Annotated in this window: 11 protein-coding genes, 1 pseudogene and 1 riboswitch; of the genes and pseudogenes, 5 read left to right on the forward strand and 7 right to left on the reverse strand. The window is 44.4% G+C overall.

Annotated features, from left to right (window positions below; all coding sequences use genetic code 11):
• Positions 1-95: 95 nt before the first annotated feature.
• The 3 genes from ACZ444_RS11745 to ACZ444_RS11755 all read right to left on the reverse strand — a co-directional run bounded on the left by ACZ444_RS11745 (position 96) and on the right by ACZ444_RS11755 (position 3696).
• A complete protein-coding gene (locus tag ACZ444_RS11745; RefSeq protein WP_382358924.1) occupies positions 96-1271 on the reverse strand; it encodes an SIS domain-containing protein in 1176 nt (391 codons plus the stop codon).
• Positions 1272-1439: 168 nt separating this feature from the next.
• Positions 1440-2129, reverse strand: a complete 690-nt coding sequence (gene tenA, locus ACZ444_RS11750) for a thiaminase II (RefSeq protein WP_382358922.1) — start codon at positions 2127-2129, stop codon at positions 1440-1442.
• A gap of 164 nt (positions 2130-2293) precedes the next feature.
• Positions 2294-2397, reverse strand: a riboswitch (TPP riboswitch).
• 90 nt (positions 2398-2487) lie between these two features.
• A complete protein-coding gene (locus ACZ444_RS11755) occupies positions 2488-3696 on the reverse strand; it encodes a NupC/NupG family nucleoside CNT transporter (RefSeq protein ID WP_382358920.1) in 1209 nt (402 codons plus the stop codon).
• A gap of 308 nt (positions 3697-4004) precedes the next feature.
• Here ACZ444_RS11755 and ACZ444_RS11760 point away from each other — a divergent pair, with 308 nt between their 5' ends.
• Complete coding sequence (locus tag ACZ444_RS11760; protein WP_382358918.1) at positions 4005-6215, forward strand: DUF6395 domain-containing protein; 2211 nt, start codon at positions 4005-4007, stop codon at positions 6213-6215.
• A gap of 121 nt (positions 6216-6336) precedes the next feature.
• Here the strand turns inward: ACZ444_RS11760 and ACZ444_RS11765 are convergent, their stop codons facing one another.
• A complete protein-coding gene (locus ACZ444_RS11765; protein ID WP_382358916.1) occupies positions 6337-7227 on the reverse strand; it encodes a LysR family transcriptional regulator in 891 nt (296 codons plus the stop codon).
• A gap of 116 nt (positions 7228-7343) precedes the next feature.
• Here ACZ444_RS11765 and ACZ444_RS11770 point away from each other — a divergent pair, with 116 nt between their 5' ends.
• Both ACZ444_RS11770 and ACZ444_RS11775 read left to right on the forward strand, forming a co-directional pair.
• Complete coding sequence (locus ACZ444_RS11770; protein ID WP_382358914.1) at positions 7344-8375, forward strand: YeiH family protein; 1032 nt, start codon at positions 7344-7346, stop codon at positions 8373-8375.
• Between the two features lie 356 nt (positions 8376-8731).
• The gene (locus tag ACZ444_RS11775) at positions 8732-9058 is read left to right on the forward strand and encodes a hypothetical protein (protein ID WP_382358912.1); all 327 of its coding nucleotides are present in this window, start codon (positions 8732-8734) and stop codon (positions 9056-9058) included.
• Between the two features lie 137 nt (positions 9059-9195).
• Here the strand turns inward: ACZ444_RS11775 and ACZ444_RS11780 are convergent, their stop codons facing one another.
• From ACZ444_RS11780 to ACZ444_RS11790, 3 genes are all read right to left on the reverse strand, one after another.
• Positions 9196-10212, reverse strand: a complete 1017-nt coding sequence (locus ACZ444_RS11780) for an asparaginase (protein WP_464433314.1) — start codon at positions 10210-10212, stop codon at positions 9196-9198.
• Positions 10213-10415: 203 nt separating this feature from the next.
• Positions 10416-12023, reverse strand: coding sequence for an amidohydrolase (locus ACZ444_RS11785; RefSeq protein WP_382358908.1), 1608 nt, complete (start codon positions 12021-12023; stop codon positions 10416-10418).
• A gap of 301 nt (positions 12024-12324) precedes the next feature.
• Positions 12325-12996, reverse strand: coding sequence for a superoxide dismutase family protein (locus tag ACZ444_RS11790; RefSeq protein WP_382358906.1), 672 nt, complete (start codon positions 12994-12996; stop codon positions 12325-12327).
• 152 nt (positions 12997-13148) lie between these two features.
• Between ACZ444_RS11790 and ACZ444_RS11795 the strand changes: the two genes are divergently transcribed.
• Positions 13149-13835, forward strand: coding sequence for an SDR family NAD(P)-dependent oxidoreductase (locus tag ACZ444_RS11795; protein ID WP_382358904.1), 687 nt, complete (start codon positions 13149-13151; stop codon positions 13833-13835).
• A 74-nt stretch (positions 13836-13909) separates the two neighbouring features.
• Positions 13910-14470, forward strand: a pseudogene (locus tag ACZ444_RS11800) (hypothetical protein); the annotation flags it as partial.
• Positions 14471-14481: the final 11 nt, after the last annotated feature.

The following is a 14481-nucleotide window of genomic DNA, read 5'->3' on the forward strand; positions in this document are numbered from 1 at the left end:
AGGCCGACCTCAAAACAATTGGTCAGCCCGTTTCTATAATGGGTTACTTTGCGATCGAAGGGTCGTCCACCCCGATCGATTAAATTCGCATTTTCCTATTGTTCATAATCATAAATAGTTACACCTTGCACGACCCTGTTAACACGCCCGTCCGGACTCGGATTGTCAGGTGTCAACCCAAGTTGCAATGATTTTCTGAAGGCCAGCAGCTGCGCAAACAAAATGTAGGTAAACGCTAATTGGAAATCACCTGAAAACGATTCTTCACTATCATGCGCATAAATAGCCCAATCAGCCAGCTCGTCTGCTTCCTCGTCTGGCTTCTCTGTGAGAGCGATAACCTTTGAACCGGAATTATCAGCTGCCAGTTCCCGCAATAAATCCATATCATACTTCCGTGTATACGCATGGCTGGATACAAATAGAACGACAACGGATTGGTCATTCAAAATGGACTTCGGACCATGACGAAAACCTAATGACGATTCATGAATGGCAACAGCGTTACCGGCCGTCAGTTCCAGCATCTTTAACGCTGCCTCGTGGGAAAGCGGGCTCATCAGACCGGAGCCTAAATAAACAACCCGGGAAAAATCAAACGCAAGCAGCTCATCAATCTTATCAGGAATAGTTGCCAGAAAATCCTCGGCCGTTGATATTAGGAGTTTCGCCTCATTACCGGTGAAAGGCTTTTCCGTAAACACGCCATAAGCTGTCATCATCATGGAGGTGAAACTGCTCGTCATCGCAAATCCCTGGTCATTTACCTCATCCGGCATCAAAATGGTCAGGGAATTGTCGTCCTGTTTGCTGTTTACAGCCAATTGACCTTCCGCATTGCATGTAATGACCACCTGATAAAAATGATCAACCATCTGTTTCCCCAGGGAAACAGCAGCAAGGCTTTCGGGACTGTTGCCTGAGCGGGCAAACGATACCATGATGGTCGGTATATTCTGAAACAAATAATTTTTCGGTGTGGCAACAATATCTGTTGTCGCAACCGCTTCAAATGTTACATGAGTACCGGTTTGCCTGCGCAATTCCGGCACGAGTGTTTCCCCGGCAAAAGCGGATGAACCGGCTCCCGTCATAATGACCCGGACACGTTCGTGCTTGGCATAAATCGATTCAACAAATTCCTTCCAGGCACTCTTTTGTTTAAACACCATGTCCGTCATTTTTACCCATACGTTTGGCTGCTGGGCTATTTCTTCAGCTGTTTGCATCGCGCTGTTAGCTTCCAGCATGTCATGCGTTAAATTAAACATACGTATGCTCCCTTAATGGTTTTAGTACATGAACTGTTTTCTCGCGCGGTTGGCGTAACGTCTATTAGTCATTATAAACAATTTCCCGAAAAATTCATATTGCTTTGTTTCATATTGCCATAAAAAACAGGGTGCCCCGCTCTAGTGCGGGACACCCTGTTGTGATAATTAACCGGAGACCTTCGTCTGTTTCTGCTCCGAAAGCCACGTTTCAAATCTATAAGCCATTTCCCAGAAAGCAAGTTCATATTCTTTAGCTATCACAAACTGATCTTTAATTTTCGCCTTCTCTGCTGCGCTTGCCTCGGCTGCGAGGTCATCCAGCAAGTTGATCATGTCGCGCGTTGATTCCTGAAATTCATCACTTGCATACATCTGAATCCAATTATCATAAATTTCGACGCCGGTCTTCGTGCCCTTGTTTTCCAGACCGATATCGGCATATAACCAGTAGCACGGGAGCATCGCAGCGATCATTTGCGCCAGACTGCCGGATAACGCGGCGCGATATAAATGGGATGTATAGGCATAAGCTGTTGGCGCAGGTTTGAATTGCTGCACGTCTTCATCGGTAATATTTAAAATTCTGGCATGTTCCTTATGAACGGTAAGCTCTGCTTCAGCTGTTGTTTTGGCTTTTTCCGCCAGAGATGCTGCCTGACTGAAGTCATCTGCCTGAGCAGCCGCAAAGGCATGGACTTTCCCGTAGTGTTTTAAATAATAGATGTCCTGCATGATATAATTTTTGAATGTTTCCAGCGGCAAATCGCCTCTCACAATCCCCTGGACAAAAGGATGGTTCAGGCTGTATGTCCAGCTCTGTCCGGTCGCCTCTTTCAAAGATTCCGAAAAACGCATCACTAAATCCTCCTCAAAATGCATGATCAACCAATTATCCGCATCTAGCAGCCAACTTCCACCACAGTATTGACGATATACAATAAATTTGATGCCCTGCTGGTTTTCAAGAAACTAATAAAAAACCACCCCGGAAATGGAGTGGTTTTCTAGCAATCTCAACTATTGTACCAGCTCCACTTCCCTCCGCTAGTGCAAACTAGATCAGGTTCAAAGGGATTAAGACAGTCATCTTATCTCAGCCGCGCAGGCACCCCTAGTGGATTTCTTATTAATTTAATTTTAGCATAACTTATCAAGAAGGCTTCGTCAAACAAGTACGGACCTTTTCGCTGTACGTCAGACTGCCAATCTAGCTTTAAACAAGCATACCTGCTATTGCGGCACTTAATAGATTGGCGAGTGTCCCGGCCAGCACAGCCTTCAGCCCGATTCTTGCAATGTCACCCCTTTTATTTGGCGCCATTGGACTAAGTCCGCCGATCAGGATGGCCATCGAGCCAAAGTTGGCAAATCCGCACAAAGCGAATGTAATAATAGTTTGAGCTTTATCAGAAAAAGTATCAATAACAGGACCGAAATTGGAAAAAGCAACAAATTCATTCGTAATAATCTTTTGACCAATAAGCGATCCGGCACGCATAGCTTCATCCCATGGAATACCAATCATAAACGCAATTGGTGAAAAGATATAGCCAAGAATTTGCTGCAAGGTTAAATCATCCACACCGAATAAACCGCCGGCCCAGCCTAAAAACAGATTGGCGAGAGCAATAAGTGAAAGAAAACTGATAAGCATTGCGCCAACCGTCAGGGCTAATTTCAGACCATCACTGGCACCCCCGGCAGCTGCATCGATCACATTGGTCGTCTCTGTATCCTTTTCCAGTGTAACTTCATCTGTGGTTTGTTCCTTATTAACTTCAGGGATAATAATTTTTGCCATTAATAAACCAGCCGGCGCAGCCATGAAACTTGCTGCAATTAAAAATCTCATAGGAACACCAAGCAAAGCATAGCCAGCCAGGACTGATCCGGCAACAGTAGCCAGGCCTCCAGTCATCACAGCAAACAATTCAGAAAGCGTCATGTTCTTAACATACGGTCTGATTACGAGCGGTGATTCCGTTTGTCCAAGAAAGATACTCCCTGCGGCGTTCATGGATTCGACTTTGCTTGTTTTCAGCAGTTTAGAGAGCGCACCGCCGAGCATCCGAATGATCCACTGCATGACACCAAGATAATATAAGACTGAAATAAGTGACGAGAAAAAGATGATGACAGGCAGTACCTGAAAAGCAAAGATGCTATCGTCCTTAGGGATAAGGGGATCAAAAAGAAAACTTATTCCAGCATTAGCAGAGCCGATAATCTTCTCCACAATACCGGAGACCCATTCAAGTGCCTTATGCCCAAGCGGCCACTTTAACACGATAAGTGCGAAAACGATTTGAATTGCCAGAGCGACAAATACAGTTCGAAAATTAATTCTCTTCTTATTGTTTGAAAATAGGAAGGCGATTGCAAGAAGTATTACAATACCCGCTATTCCCCATAAAATATTCATTCTTTGTCCACATCCCTATCGAAAGTATTGTTTCGGATTCTCTAATGTTAGACTTCAGACTTCTAATTAAGTATCTTCTGAAATATCGCACAGTTTGTAACTGATTGAAATATAGTTAAAGTGCGAGCCTCCCCTAATAGATTTCTGTCGATTTTTGTAATCGGATACAGTCATAGTACCAAGCACCTTGAATGCTTGTCAAAGCGTTAGCATCATGACACTGATATACCGCGAGAGCAACCCATACATTCGAATTAACCTTTACATATACTAGAAAGACCAAAACTTCTGTAAAGGTGTGACTAAATGTGATCATTAACGCTCAAGCTGACAACGGCAAACTGGAATTGGGATTCACGCCAGAAAACGACGATCCCAAAACAAACACCGTATTTAATAGCGTTTTCAAGACAAACCAAACGACTCGTATGGGATCCAAACGTTGTGAGTTCCATCTGCCGGCTGACTGGACGCTCGATTCGGTTCATCCTGATCTGCTCGCACTTGCCACCATAGCCATTATTTATCCCTTTTGCGGTTCGCGCATCCGAGTGCCTCGAGGTGTCAGCAAATCATTCCACGAACGCCTCAGGCAAACCACGAATATACGCGTCTCACCCGTTCAGGGAACCATCAAACCCAGACAAGCACCATCACATGCGGTCCCTGCTCTTTCATACAGCGGCGGAATTGATTCAACTGCGGCAGTTGCATTGCTGCCCGAGGATACCCATCTGTTTTATATTGATCGCCTAACGCAAGAAGGGATGGGTCACACGCTTTTAAATCAGGAAGCAGCCCACTATGCCTGTGATGCCATGGCTGACATGGGAAAAAACGTCCACAAAATTAAAACTGACATGCCCTATATACGAAAACCGGTCGGCTTTAACACGTATCTGACCGATAGTGTGCCTGCGCTCTTATTAGCGGATTACTACGGACTTGATACAACAGGACACGGACAAACATTGGAAATCGGCTATCAAATCGGGCACGGACCTTATCAGGAGTGTCAGGATACAGAGATAGGAAAACCATGGTCTCATCTGCTGGAAGCGGTTGATATGCCATTTACGCTGCCAACAATCGGTTTGAGCGAAGTTATGACAACACAAATTGCAAGACAGACGCCATATTATACATTTGCTCACGCCTGCAGCAGAGGCCAGGTTCATGAGCCTTGTATGAACTGTTATAAATGCTTCCGAAAAGGCCTTCTGGATAAGACGACAACAGACAGCACACTCGAAAAGTCGTATCTGGATCGTTTATTTCAGATTGACGAAGTTCAAAAAATTATTAAACAATCACCTATCTATTATGAAAATGTCTTAACCTATGTGACGGCCCACTATAATGGGAATCATCCAGACATGCTGGCACTCAAGAAAAAAACCCGGGGCGATCATCTGCAATTCGACTGGATGGAGCGATGGCATCCTAAGGCACAAGCACTTCTCGCGCCAAAATATCGTAACCAGATCAAACAGACCATCCAAAAATATACAAAACCTATGGATACACGCGATATAAAAGCGATGAAACAATCCTATAATGAAGGTGATTTGCCAGAAACAGAAAAAGCAACTGACTCTAAAAAAATTAACATCCTCATACTCGTTCGCCGATTTGATCAACTATTTCCCAAGCATAAAGTAAAATATGAATTCTTACAGGCAATTGAGGCATTTGCCAATGTCACCTACCATCATGACGATGGCGATATATTAAATATATTGAACAAGCAGCCAACGCGTCCGGACTTCATTTTTCATTACGATATAACGGCCAAACACCGTTTATCGCCACGCATTAACAATCTTGATAAAATCACTATACCAGTCGGCACCTATGTAATCGATGCTCACTGGCAAAATGAACTGCGGCGCAAATACTTTCGTGACAATCGTATTTCTCTGATCTTTTCAGTCAGCAAACACCCTTTTCTGGAGCGGTTTCCCGCGTATGCTTCCCAGTTTCGGTTCCTGCCTTTTTCCATCAATCCCGATCATATAAAAGACTGGCAGCGCACAAAAGATATCGACTTTCTATTGATGGGCCATATGGCAGATAATTATCCATTTCGCCGGGCCGTTTGGGATAAATTGGCAGGAACACAAGGATTTGTCTATCACAAGCATCCCGGCCACCTTGAAAAAGACCGGTCGAAGCTGATTATTGACGATGCTTTCGGACAAGAGATTAACCGCGCCAAAATATTCTTCACGTGTGGTTCAACTTATCAGTATCCAGTTATGAAATATTTTGAAGTGGCTGGCTGCAATACGCTTTTAATCGCAGAGCCCAATTCAGATTTAAAAGCGCTGGGCTTTCAGGATGGCGTTCATTATATTGCCGCGAATCAAACCAATTTCTATGACAAAGCCCTCTACTATTTAAAGCACGACGAAGAACGGAAGGCAATCGCTCAGGAAGGCTACAAACTCGTTCATCGCCATCATACCAACCGAGTCCGCGCCAAGCAATTTGTCGACATGATCCAGGCGGTTATTTGATATCACCGATCCTGGAGAGGAAGACACATGCATGCCGCGGTGGGACTTATGTCTGTGCTGCATCGGCCCATAGATGCGGTGCACCGGCTCAAGAGAATTAAGGAACATCCCAGTTCAATGGTCAATCCAGCCATTCTTTCTGGCGCAATAGCTCAATAAACACTTGCAATGCCTTGGTCTGGTAAGGTGTTGCGGTGACAAGGGAAAATTGTCTGGCAACTGGTAGTCCGTCGACCTCAATGATCTGCAAGTCGCCATGCCGCAGTTCTTTTTGAATTGCCCATTTCGACAATAAACTGACGCCCAGTCCTGATTCAATAGCTTCTTTAATTGCTTGCGTACTGCCAAAATTAATGATTGTTTCCGGTTCTATTTTAAGCTGTTCAAATACGTTGTCAGCTGCTTCACGGGTTCCTGATCCCAGTTCCCGCAAAATCCACGTCTGTGCTGCTAGATCGCCGACGGTTACCTTTCCAGGCCGTTTAGCCAGGGGATGGCCGGTACTTGCGACCACAACCATATCATCCTCAGCAAATACCTCGGTCTTTAGATGTTTTTCTTTTTTAAAATGGCCTTCAACAATTCCGATATCCAGCTGATGGTGCATCACAAAATCAGCTATTTCAGCTGTATTGCCAATGGTTACCGTCGGCTGAATTTCCGGATAACGCGTTTTCATGTTTGCAATAATATGGGGGAGAACATATTCGCCAAACGTGTAACTGGCTCCAATGGAAAGCGGCCCATTCGCTTTATGGGTTAAATCATCCAAAAGGTTTTGCATGCGGGTATACAAGCCGATAATTTCTTTAGCATGATCATACACGATTTCACCGGCCTTGTTCAAATGCACATATTGGTTATTCCGCTCCAGCAGCCTGACATCGAGGTTTTCTTCCAGAATACGTATATACTGACTGACGGCGGGCTGTGTCATATGCAGTTCTTCTGCTGCACGGGAGAAGTTATGTTTCTCTGCTACTGTCATAAAAACGTGTAAATGCTGATCCATGATTAACACCTAGCCTATTTTCTCATTATAACATAATACTTATGGTTATCATTATAAATATTTATTTTTCTTATAGCAATCAATCCCCTATCCTTAATGCAGGAGGTGTTACATATATGCAGAACGTACAATCGAATCCAGGGCCGCAGAAACAGCCATCTCCTTTGATTAAATGGCTGGGCGGAATAGCATTTACGTTTTTAATTGCTTTATTAGGCTATTTACTTGCTATGGTACCCGGCTTTAGTCGTGTCGGACAAATGGCATGTGCTATCGTCCTCGCTGTTTTATACCGGCAGTTTTTCGGTTACCCGGAAGTCATCCGGCCAGGCATTGCTTTTTCACAAAAACGTTTGCTGCGAGCAGCTATTATTCTCTACGGATTGAAACTCAATATCGATACAGTATTGAGTGACGGTCTGGGATTGCTTGCTCGTGATGCTATTGTCATTGTTTTTGCTATCTTTGTAACCATATGGCTGGCAAAACTGTTTAAAGCTGACAGAAGCATATCACTGCTGCTCGGCATCGGCACAGGTGTATGCGGTGCAGCCGCTATCGCTTCCGTTTCGCCCATTTTAAAGTCAAAAGAAAAAGATACAGCCATTGGTGTCGGCATTATAGCCCTGATGGGAACTGTTTTCGCCATTGTCTACACCATCCTGCGGCCAATTCTTCCGCTTGATTCCATGGATTATGGGGTGTGGGCTGGCAGCACGCTGCATGAAGTCGCACACGTCGCTCTTGCTGGCGCACCGGCTGGTGACAGCGCATTAGCCATTGCATTACTGGCAAAATTGGGACGCGTCTTCCTGCTTGTGCCACTATGCTTTATTCTTATTGCGATTATGAAACGCAAAAGCAATTCAAATGAAGCAGATGGTTCAAAAATCGAATTTCCATGGTTCCTTGTCGGATTTATCATTGTGAGTATTTTAGGAACTTATGTCATTGGCCCGGTTATCCCGGTATCCAGCAATGTGCTTGATTTCGTTGATTCCTTGACAACCTGGGTACTAACAGCAGCCATGACTGGTCTTGGTCTGAATGTCAGCTTAAGCGACTTGCGCTCACGTGCTCTGCGTCCTTTAGCTGCCATGACTGTCACATCCATTCTACTGTCAGTTGTCTTCTACTTTACCGTTTAAAAGGAGGTTTGCCAGATGAATACGATTGTATTTGCAACAGATGGCTCCCAGTCACCGTACAGACCGGCCGGTTCTGGTCGTCCGCTAAATAGGTTTATCGTCAATGGGGATGGGACATAAGTGTGAACCACTTGCGTGACTGAACCGCTGCGGAAAAAGAGGTCTTCTCCGCGGGCGTCTCCGTCTTTCCTCCGCTGAACCGAGCCATGTTCGAAATTTGGGTTATTTGCTTTTGTTATGTCTCATTCCATTTTGTTAAGGCGCTCACATGAAAGCAGTTGCTAACGTGTTTAAAATTGTTATAATAAAATGTAATAGATTTCTCTAACTGCTATTCAGCCGGAGGGTAAGCCTTAATGAAACAGCGAACGATTTTATTAATTGCGGGTCTGATTGTCATCGCCATTGCACTGATGCTGGTCATTCCCCGACAGACAGCACCGTCATCTGACACGCGGATTGTTCTTGAACATTCGAAACAAACCTATATTGCACCGCCTTGCTTTGAGCAAGCCGATCCCAGCAACAATCTGGAAGATGCCACTTTAGATGAAGCCAAAGAACAAAACTACGAAGCCAATGGATCATGTACAAAAGAGGCACTAAACAGCAAGGAAGATACGCTGCTGATCAGCCTATTAAAGGACATCGGAATCCTTAATAAAAAGTGGGACACCTGGTAGAAGCGGATCGTTCACTATGCCGTCAGCACACTAACGAGGGGTCATCGTCACATCGAAAAGATTAACGATGGCCCCAAATGTTTGGCGACACACCACACCCTCAAAACATCGCACACTCCAAAAGGCATTTAAACACATTAGCGCAGCACATTCAGCTGGAAGTCAGCTTCAATCCGGCCTATTTTGTCTTTTCGGGCGTTCAAGACGGGTGCTACGTGATAATCGGCCAATAACTCATAAGTCGTTTCATCGCCAATACCAAGCTGCTGCAGAACCTCCAGGGCCGCAACACTGGTTCCCCGGACATCGCCATCCTCAATTTTGATCGCTGCGCCAACGCCGCGCTCTTTATCACCGAAACAATGCACACCTTCTGCCCCGCCTTTGGCAACAAGTCTGCCTTCAAAAGCACCCATTAAATCCGTATCAAATCGTTTCGTTCCCGCTACCATCTCAGGGTAAGCGGTCATCGCCTCATTTATCCGCTTCAATGCTTGTCCCTGACTGTCATCATCTTTCGGCGCTGCAAGATTGGCAAACGCACGCGCCACATTGTACAAAGGCAGTCGATGAACAGGCACACCGCATCCATCCACTGATGTGGCAATAGCATCCCGCTTAAAACAGCTAATATCAGCAATTGCATTCATAATCTGCTGCTGATAAGGATGAGACACATCGCGGTATGTCGCCAGATCCAGATCCTGTTTAACACAGGCGGCAAGCATTCCGGTGTGCTTACCGGAACAATTGCTGTAAACAGGGGTTGGCTCCTCTCCTTCACGCATCAGCTGCCTGGCACTTGCTGTATCGTGCGGCATATGGGTGCCGCACTGCAAGTCATCCTCCTGCAGATCGAGTTTTGCAAGTACCTCGGCGACCGCTTCCCGGTGAAACGACTCACCGCTGTGACTGGCACAAAATAAGGCCAATTCCCGTTCGGTCAAATGGAATGTTTCCATCGCTCCGGACTGCACAAGCGGCACAGCCTGAAACGGTTTCACCGAGGAACGGGCAAACGTTAGCCTGCTGGCATCCCCATAATAAGCCAGCAGGTCGCCACTGGCATTGACAATAGCAATATGCACATCATGTATACTTTCCAGATAATTTCCCCGGTAAACCTGGATTGGCTGTTCAGCGGAATAACGCACATTGATCCGTCCCTTCATTTATTCTTGCAGGGTCTGCAAAAGCGCCTATACTAAATAGCTGATTTAATTATAGCAGAATTTTCATAATAAATACATCATTCATAAAATATACCTAAAAAAATCACTTGCAGCATATTAGTTTAATCATCTCCCTATCTAATCCAGGAAACATAACAAACATACAGCAAGTGATTTGACGCTAGTTATTCATTTGCTTGATAAATGGTTTCGCCCTCTTTAATTGTCTCAACGATCTGTATATCTTTCAGCTTGTCTTTATCAATGGCTAAAGGATTTTGATCCAGAATGACAAGATCGGCCAGTTTCCCTTTTGTAATACTGCCTTTCTGATCTTCCTCAAAATAGGCATAAGCGGCATTGATCGTCACTGCTTTTAAAGCGTCATAGACATCGACACGTTCTTCTGGTCCGATTGATTGCCCCTGCCGCGTGGTACGATTGACAGCACTCCAGATGGTATGAAGCATATCAGGCTTAATAACAGGCGAATCCTGGTGGAAGTTCACGACCAGACCACGATCGAACGCTGATTTAGCAGGACTGATCCGCCTTCCGCGTTTATCGCCGAGGTTTTTCAGATGAATGTCACCCCAGTAGTACGTATGCGCGTTAAAAATAGATGGAATCATAGCTAATTCAGCCATTTTATCCAGCTGATCGTTCCGGACAGTCTGAGCATGGATCATCACAGGACGCAGATAATTTTTATGTGGATCACCGGTTTCCTCGAGAGCGGCCTCATAATTCTGTAACAGCTGGTCAGAGGCGGCATCACCATTACAGTGTGTTAAAAGCTGTACGTTATCATAGATAGCTTGTCTGGCGTAATCCTTCACTTGCTCATCTGAATGCGACGGATAGCCCCGATAGGTATCTTCACCTGCATAAGGCTCAGTCATCCAGGCTGTCTTCCCTTGTGGCGAGCCATCCAAAAACATTTTATAACCATTGATCTTGAGCCGCTTATAGTAATTTTTGACATAGGCCTGATTCTTGCTTAAACCTTCTTGATTATCAGCAATAGTCGGATAGGCCACAACATCCACTTTCAGCTGTTCATTTTCGGATAATGCCTTTAACAGCTCAAGCGAATCAGCGCCTGTTGCACCGTCCTGAACAGTCGTAATCCCGTTGCTTGTATAAACATCCTGTCCTTTAACTGCCAGCTTATAAAAGTCAAATGACTGACCCGAGAGAACCGTGTGACGTAATTCCATTAAATTCGCCTCTTCCAAGTAGCCATTAGGTTCCATTGAGTCATCTTCTCTGCCAATATGTCCGCCTTCTGCATCAGGGGTATTCCGGTCAATGCCCGCCTTGGTTAAGGTTGCATCATTCGAACTTCCCACATGGCCTGATGCATGCATTATAAGAACTGGTTTTTCCACAGACACTTGGTTCAGCACATGCTTTGTTGGGTGCTCACCTTCATCCAGAAAGTTGTGATCGTAGCCAAAGCCAAGAATAACATCCGGCGCATCTGCCCCTTTTGCATTTTCACAAGACTTAAGCGTCGAGACAATATCATCGAAGTTATTACAGGCATGTAAATCACACATCTCAGCGACAGGGCCTACTAATGACATATGACTATGAGGGTCAATAAAACTTGGCATCAGCGTTTTCCCTTGCAGATCAATCATTTTAGCATCATCATGCTGAACCGAAGCTTTACATACTTCCAGCGTTCCAACTTCTTTAATCTTCCAATCGTCAATAAGAACAGCTTCAACATTTTCAGAATTATGATTCATCGTAATAATGCTGCCGCCATAATATAGTGTTTCCATATTAACGCCCGCTCCTTTTCTGAGTGATGTTCAGCCTATTAAAGCCGGTTGTAATGATTGCAGGCTTTAATATGCCCTTCTCAAGATGAAAAATTCTCGGTCGTTAGCGGAGGAATTATCATCGTTATAACAATTTGTAAATGTTCGATTTGATTTTTTCATAAGTACAGATAAGAAATAAAGATGTTTTAATTAAAATCATTCGAAATGACTAAACTATTTCACACGTCAGCCAAAGAAACATAATAGTAAAAACCCCAAAGCCGTCACTTTGGGGGAGGTGCAGAAAAGCTCAGCTAAATTATTGACGAATAACTCCACACGCCAAACGGTTACCGGCATCTCCGGATGGCTGTGACTCACCGTCATCAGCACCTTCATGAATAACCAGCGCTGTACCGCCGTCTGCTGTGAGGGAATGATCGTCATCTTTATCCAGTGTCACATCCCGGACAAGGAATGATTGCGTTACCGTGCCATTTTCGCCAACTTCAATGTTCGGCATATCACCGGCGTGCGGGCCATTTGGGGTATCAAAGCCGTGATCGGTATCATCAGGATTATAGTGGCCCTTAGCTGACTTAAAATCTGGTGCTTCGCATGCACCTTTTGCATGAATGTGAAAAGCATGCGTGCCTTTCGGGAGATTTTCACCCTTTAGCGTGACATTTACACCATCTGCTTTTTCCTCCAGTTTTGCCGTGCCGACAGATTCTTGATCACCATTCTCCAAGTCTGCCTCGATTGTTTGTGTGTCTGCATTTTCAGTGTTATCCATATCAGCATTCTCATTGTCAGCTGCTCCATCGTTCTGTTCCTGATCCGCATTGTTGTCCTGTTCTGCAGCGTCCTCTTGATCAGCATTGTCCTGATTATCTGCGTTATTATCATCACCGTTGCCACCGCATGCTGCCAGTACAGTCATGATGCTTAATAAAACGATGAACAGACTCCAGCGTTTAACCATCTGCATTGCAATACCCCTTTCCAAAATCATTTAATAATCAGTCTTGACGCATTATTCGGGTACTAAACGGATCAGGTTTAAAAGCTTATTTATTGTATTTTTCAGATAAAATGATATGATATGTAACAGACTAATTAATCATGAGGGGTGGATAGACAATGGCCAAATTAACCGGAAAAACAGCATTGGTAACAGGTGCCGGATCAGGACTAGGCCGTGCGATAGCCATCACATTTGCAAGAGAAGATGCAACCGTTATTCTAAACGGCCGGCGCGAACAAAAACTGCAGGAAGTGGCCGATGAGATCGGAAATGACAAAACAATCGTAGCCCCGGCGGATGTAACAGATGCAGCGCAGATTCAAGACCTTGTCAATCAAATTGAGAAAACAACAGATGGGAAACTCGATATTCTCGTCAATAATGCAGGCGGTGTCAATGCTATGGGCTCAATTGAAGACATGACGCTCGACCAATGGCACAGCATGTTTGACTTGAATCTCACGAGTCAGTTTCTGACAACAAAGGCTTTTCTCCCAATGCTGCGGCAAAGTAACAATGGTAAACTTATTTCTGTAACATCCGGTATGGTGAATTTCTTCATGAAAGGTATGGGCGCCTATTCAGCAAGCAAAGCAGCTGTTGAAGGCCTTATGAAGACTGTCGCCGAAGAAGAAAAGGAAAATGGCATCCAGGTTAATCTGTTTGATCCGCTAAACGCCACATCAGAGGGGAACCCACAAGGAAAATATGACCCTATGGATCTTGTCAGTGGATTGCCTGATTTGGCTGCTTCCAGCGCGATCGTAGAACATGGCGAAGTAGTGAAACCGGACGTTTCCTAAACATTATGTAATCATTTTTCAATTAGGCGAAGCAGTATCATTTACTGCTTTGCCTTTTTTAGACGATACTTTTATATAATACCAACTATTTCAAATTATTCAAGCTCGCTTTTGTTGGTTATTTAGCCTATCTTATCTCAACCGCCTTAGACCCAATCGTTTCCATAAGTCCTTTTGTTCTTTGTTTAATCTTCGGTGTCTTAGCGACTCATGTTGGCTTTCTGGAGAAACATTCTTTACAAAAAGCCAATGGATTTGGATTTGCTATGATGGGGCTAATATTCTATATACTTGACGGTTTAAAAAATGCCACACCAGATATGATGATGAATATCGTTTTTATTCTTATAGGCAGCATCATTTTAGGAATAGCGGGTATGTACTTGTTTTCATTAATAGCCGGAAAATTCCTTAAGTATAGTAAGGAAATGTCTTTTGCGGTGGCCTTAACTGCTTTATATGGTTTCCCAGCAGATTATATTATCACAAGTGAAGTTATTGATTCTTTGACAAATGATGAGGAGGAAAAGGAAGTTTTAACAAATTATATGCTGCCGCCGATGCTTGTTGGCGGGTTTGTTACCGTTACAATTGTGTCAGTTATTTTAGCTGGTACGCTTGTGAAGTTTCTGTAAAAAATACATGG

Source organism: Lentibacillus kimchii (genome assembly GCF_055381965.1).

Bases quoted from the DNA above. Each gene is read 5' to 3' on its own strand.
- ACZ444_RS11790 (WP_382358906.1), bottom strand. From the start codon at position 12,996: ATGCAGATGGTTAAACGCTGGAGTCTGTTCATCGTTTTATTAAGCATC.
- ACZ444_RS11775 (WP_382358912.1), top strand. From the start codon at position 8,732: ATGAAACAGCGAACGATTTTATTAATTGCGGGTCTGATTGTCATCGCC.
- ACZ444_RS11745 (WP_382358924.1), bottom strand. From the start codon at position 1,271: ATGTTTAATTTAACGCATGACATGCTGGAAGCTAACAGCGCGATGCAA.
- ACZ444_RS11765 (WP_382358916.1), bottom strand. From the start codon at position 7,227: ATGGATCAGCATTTACACGTTTTTATGACAGTAGCAGAGAAACATAAC.
- ACZ444_RS11770 (WP_382358914.1), top strand. From the start codon at position 7,344: ATGCAGAACGTACAATCGAATCCAGGGCCGCAGAAACAGCCATCTCCT.
- ACZ444_RS11755 (WP_382358920.1), bottom strand. From the start codon at position 3,696: ATGAATATTTTATGGGGAATAGCGGGTATTGTAATACTTCTTGCAATC.
- ACZ444_RS11785 (WP_382358908.1), bottom strand. From the start codon at position 12,023: ATGGAAACACTATATTATGGCGGCAGCATTATTACGATGAATCATAAT.
- ACZ444_RS11795 (WP_382358904.1), top strand. From the start codon at position 13,149: ATGGCCAAATTAACCGGAAAAACAGCATTGGTAACAGGTGCCGGATCA.
- tenA (WP_382358922.1), bottom strand. From the start codon at position 2,129: ATGCGTTTTTCGGAATCTTTGAAAGAGGCGACCGGACAGAGCTGGACA.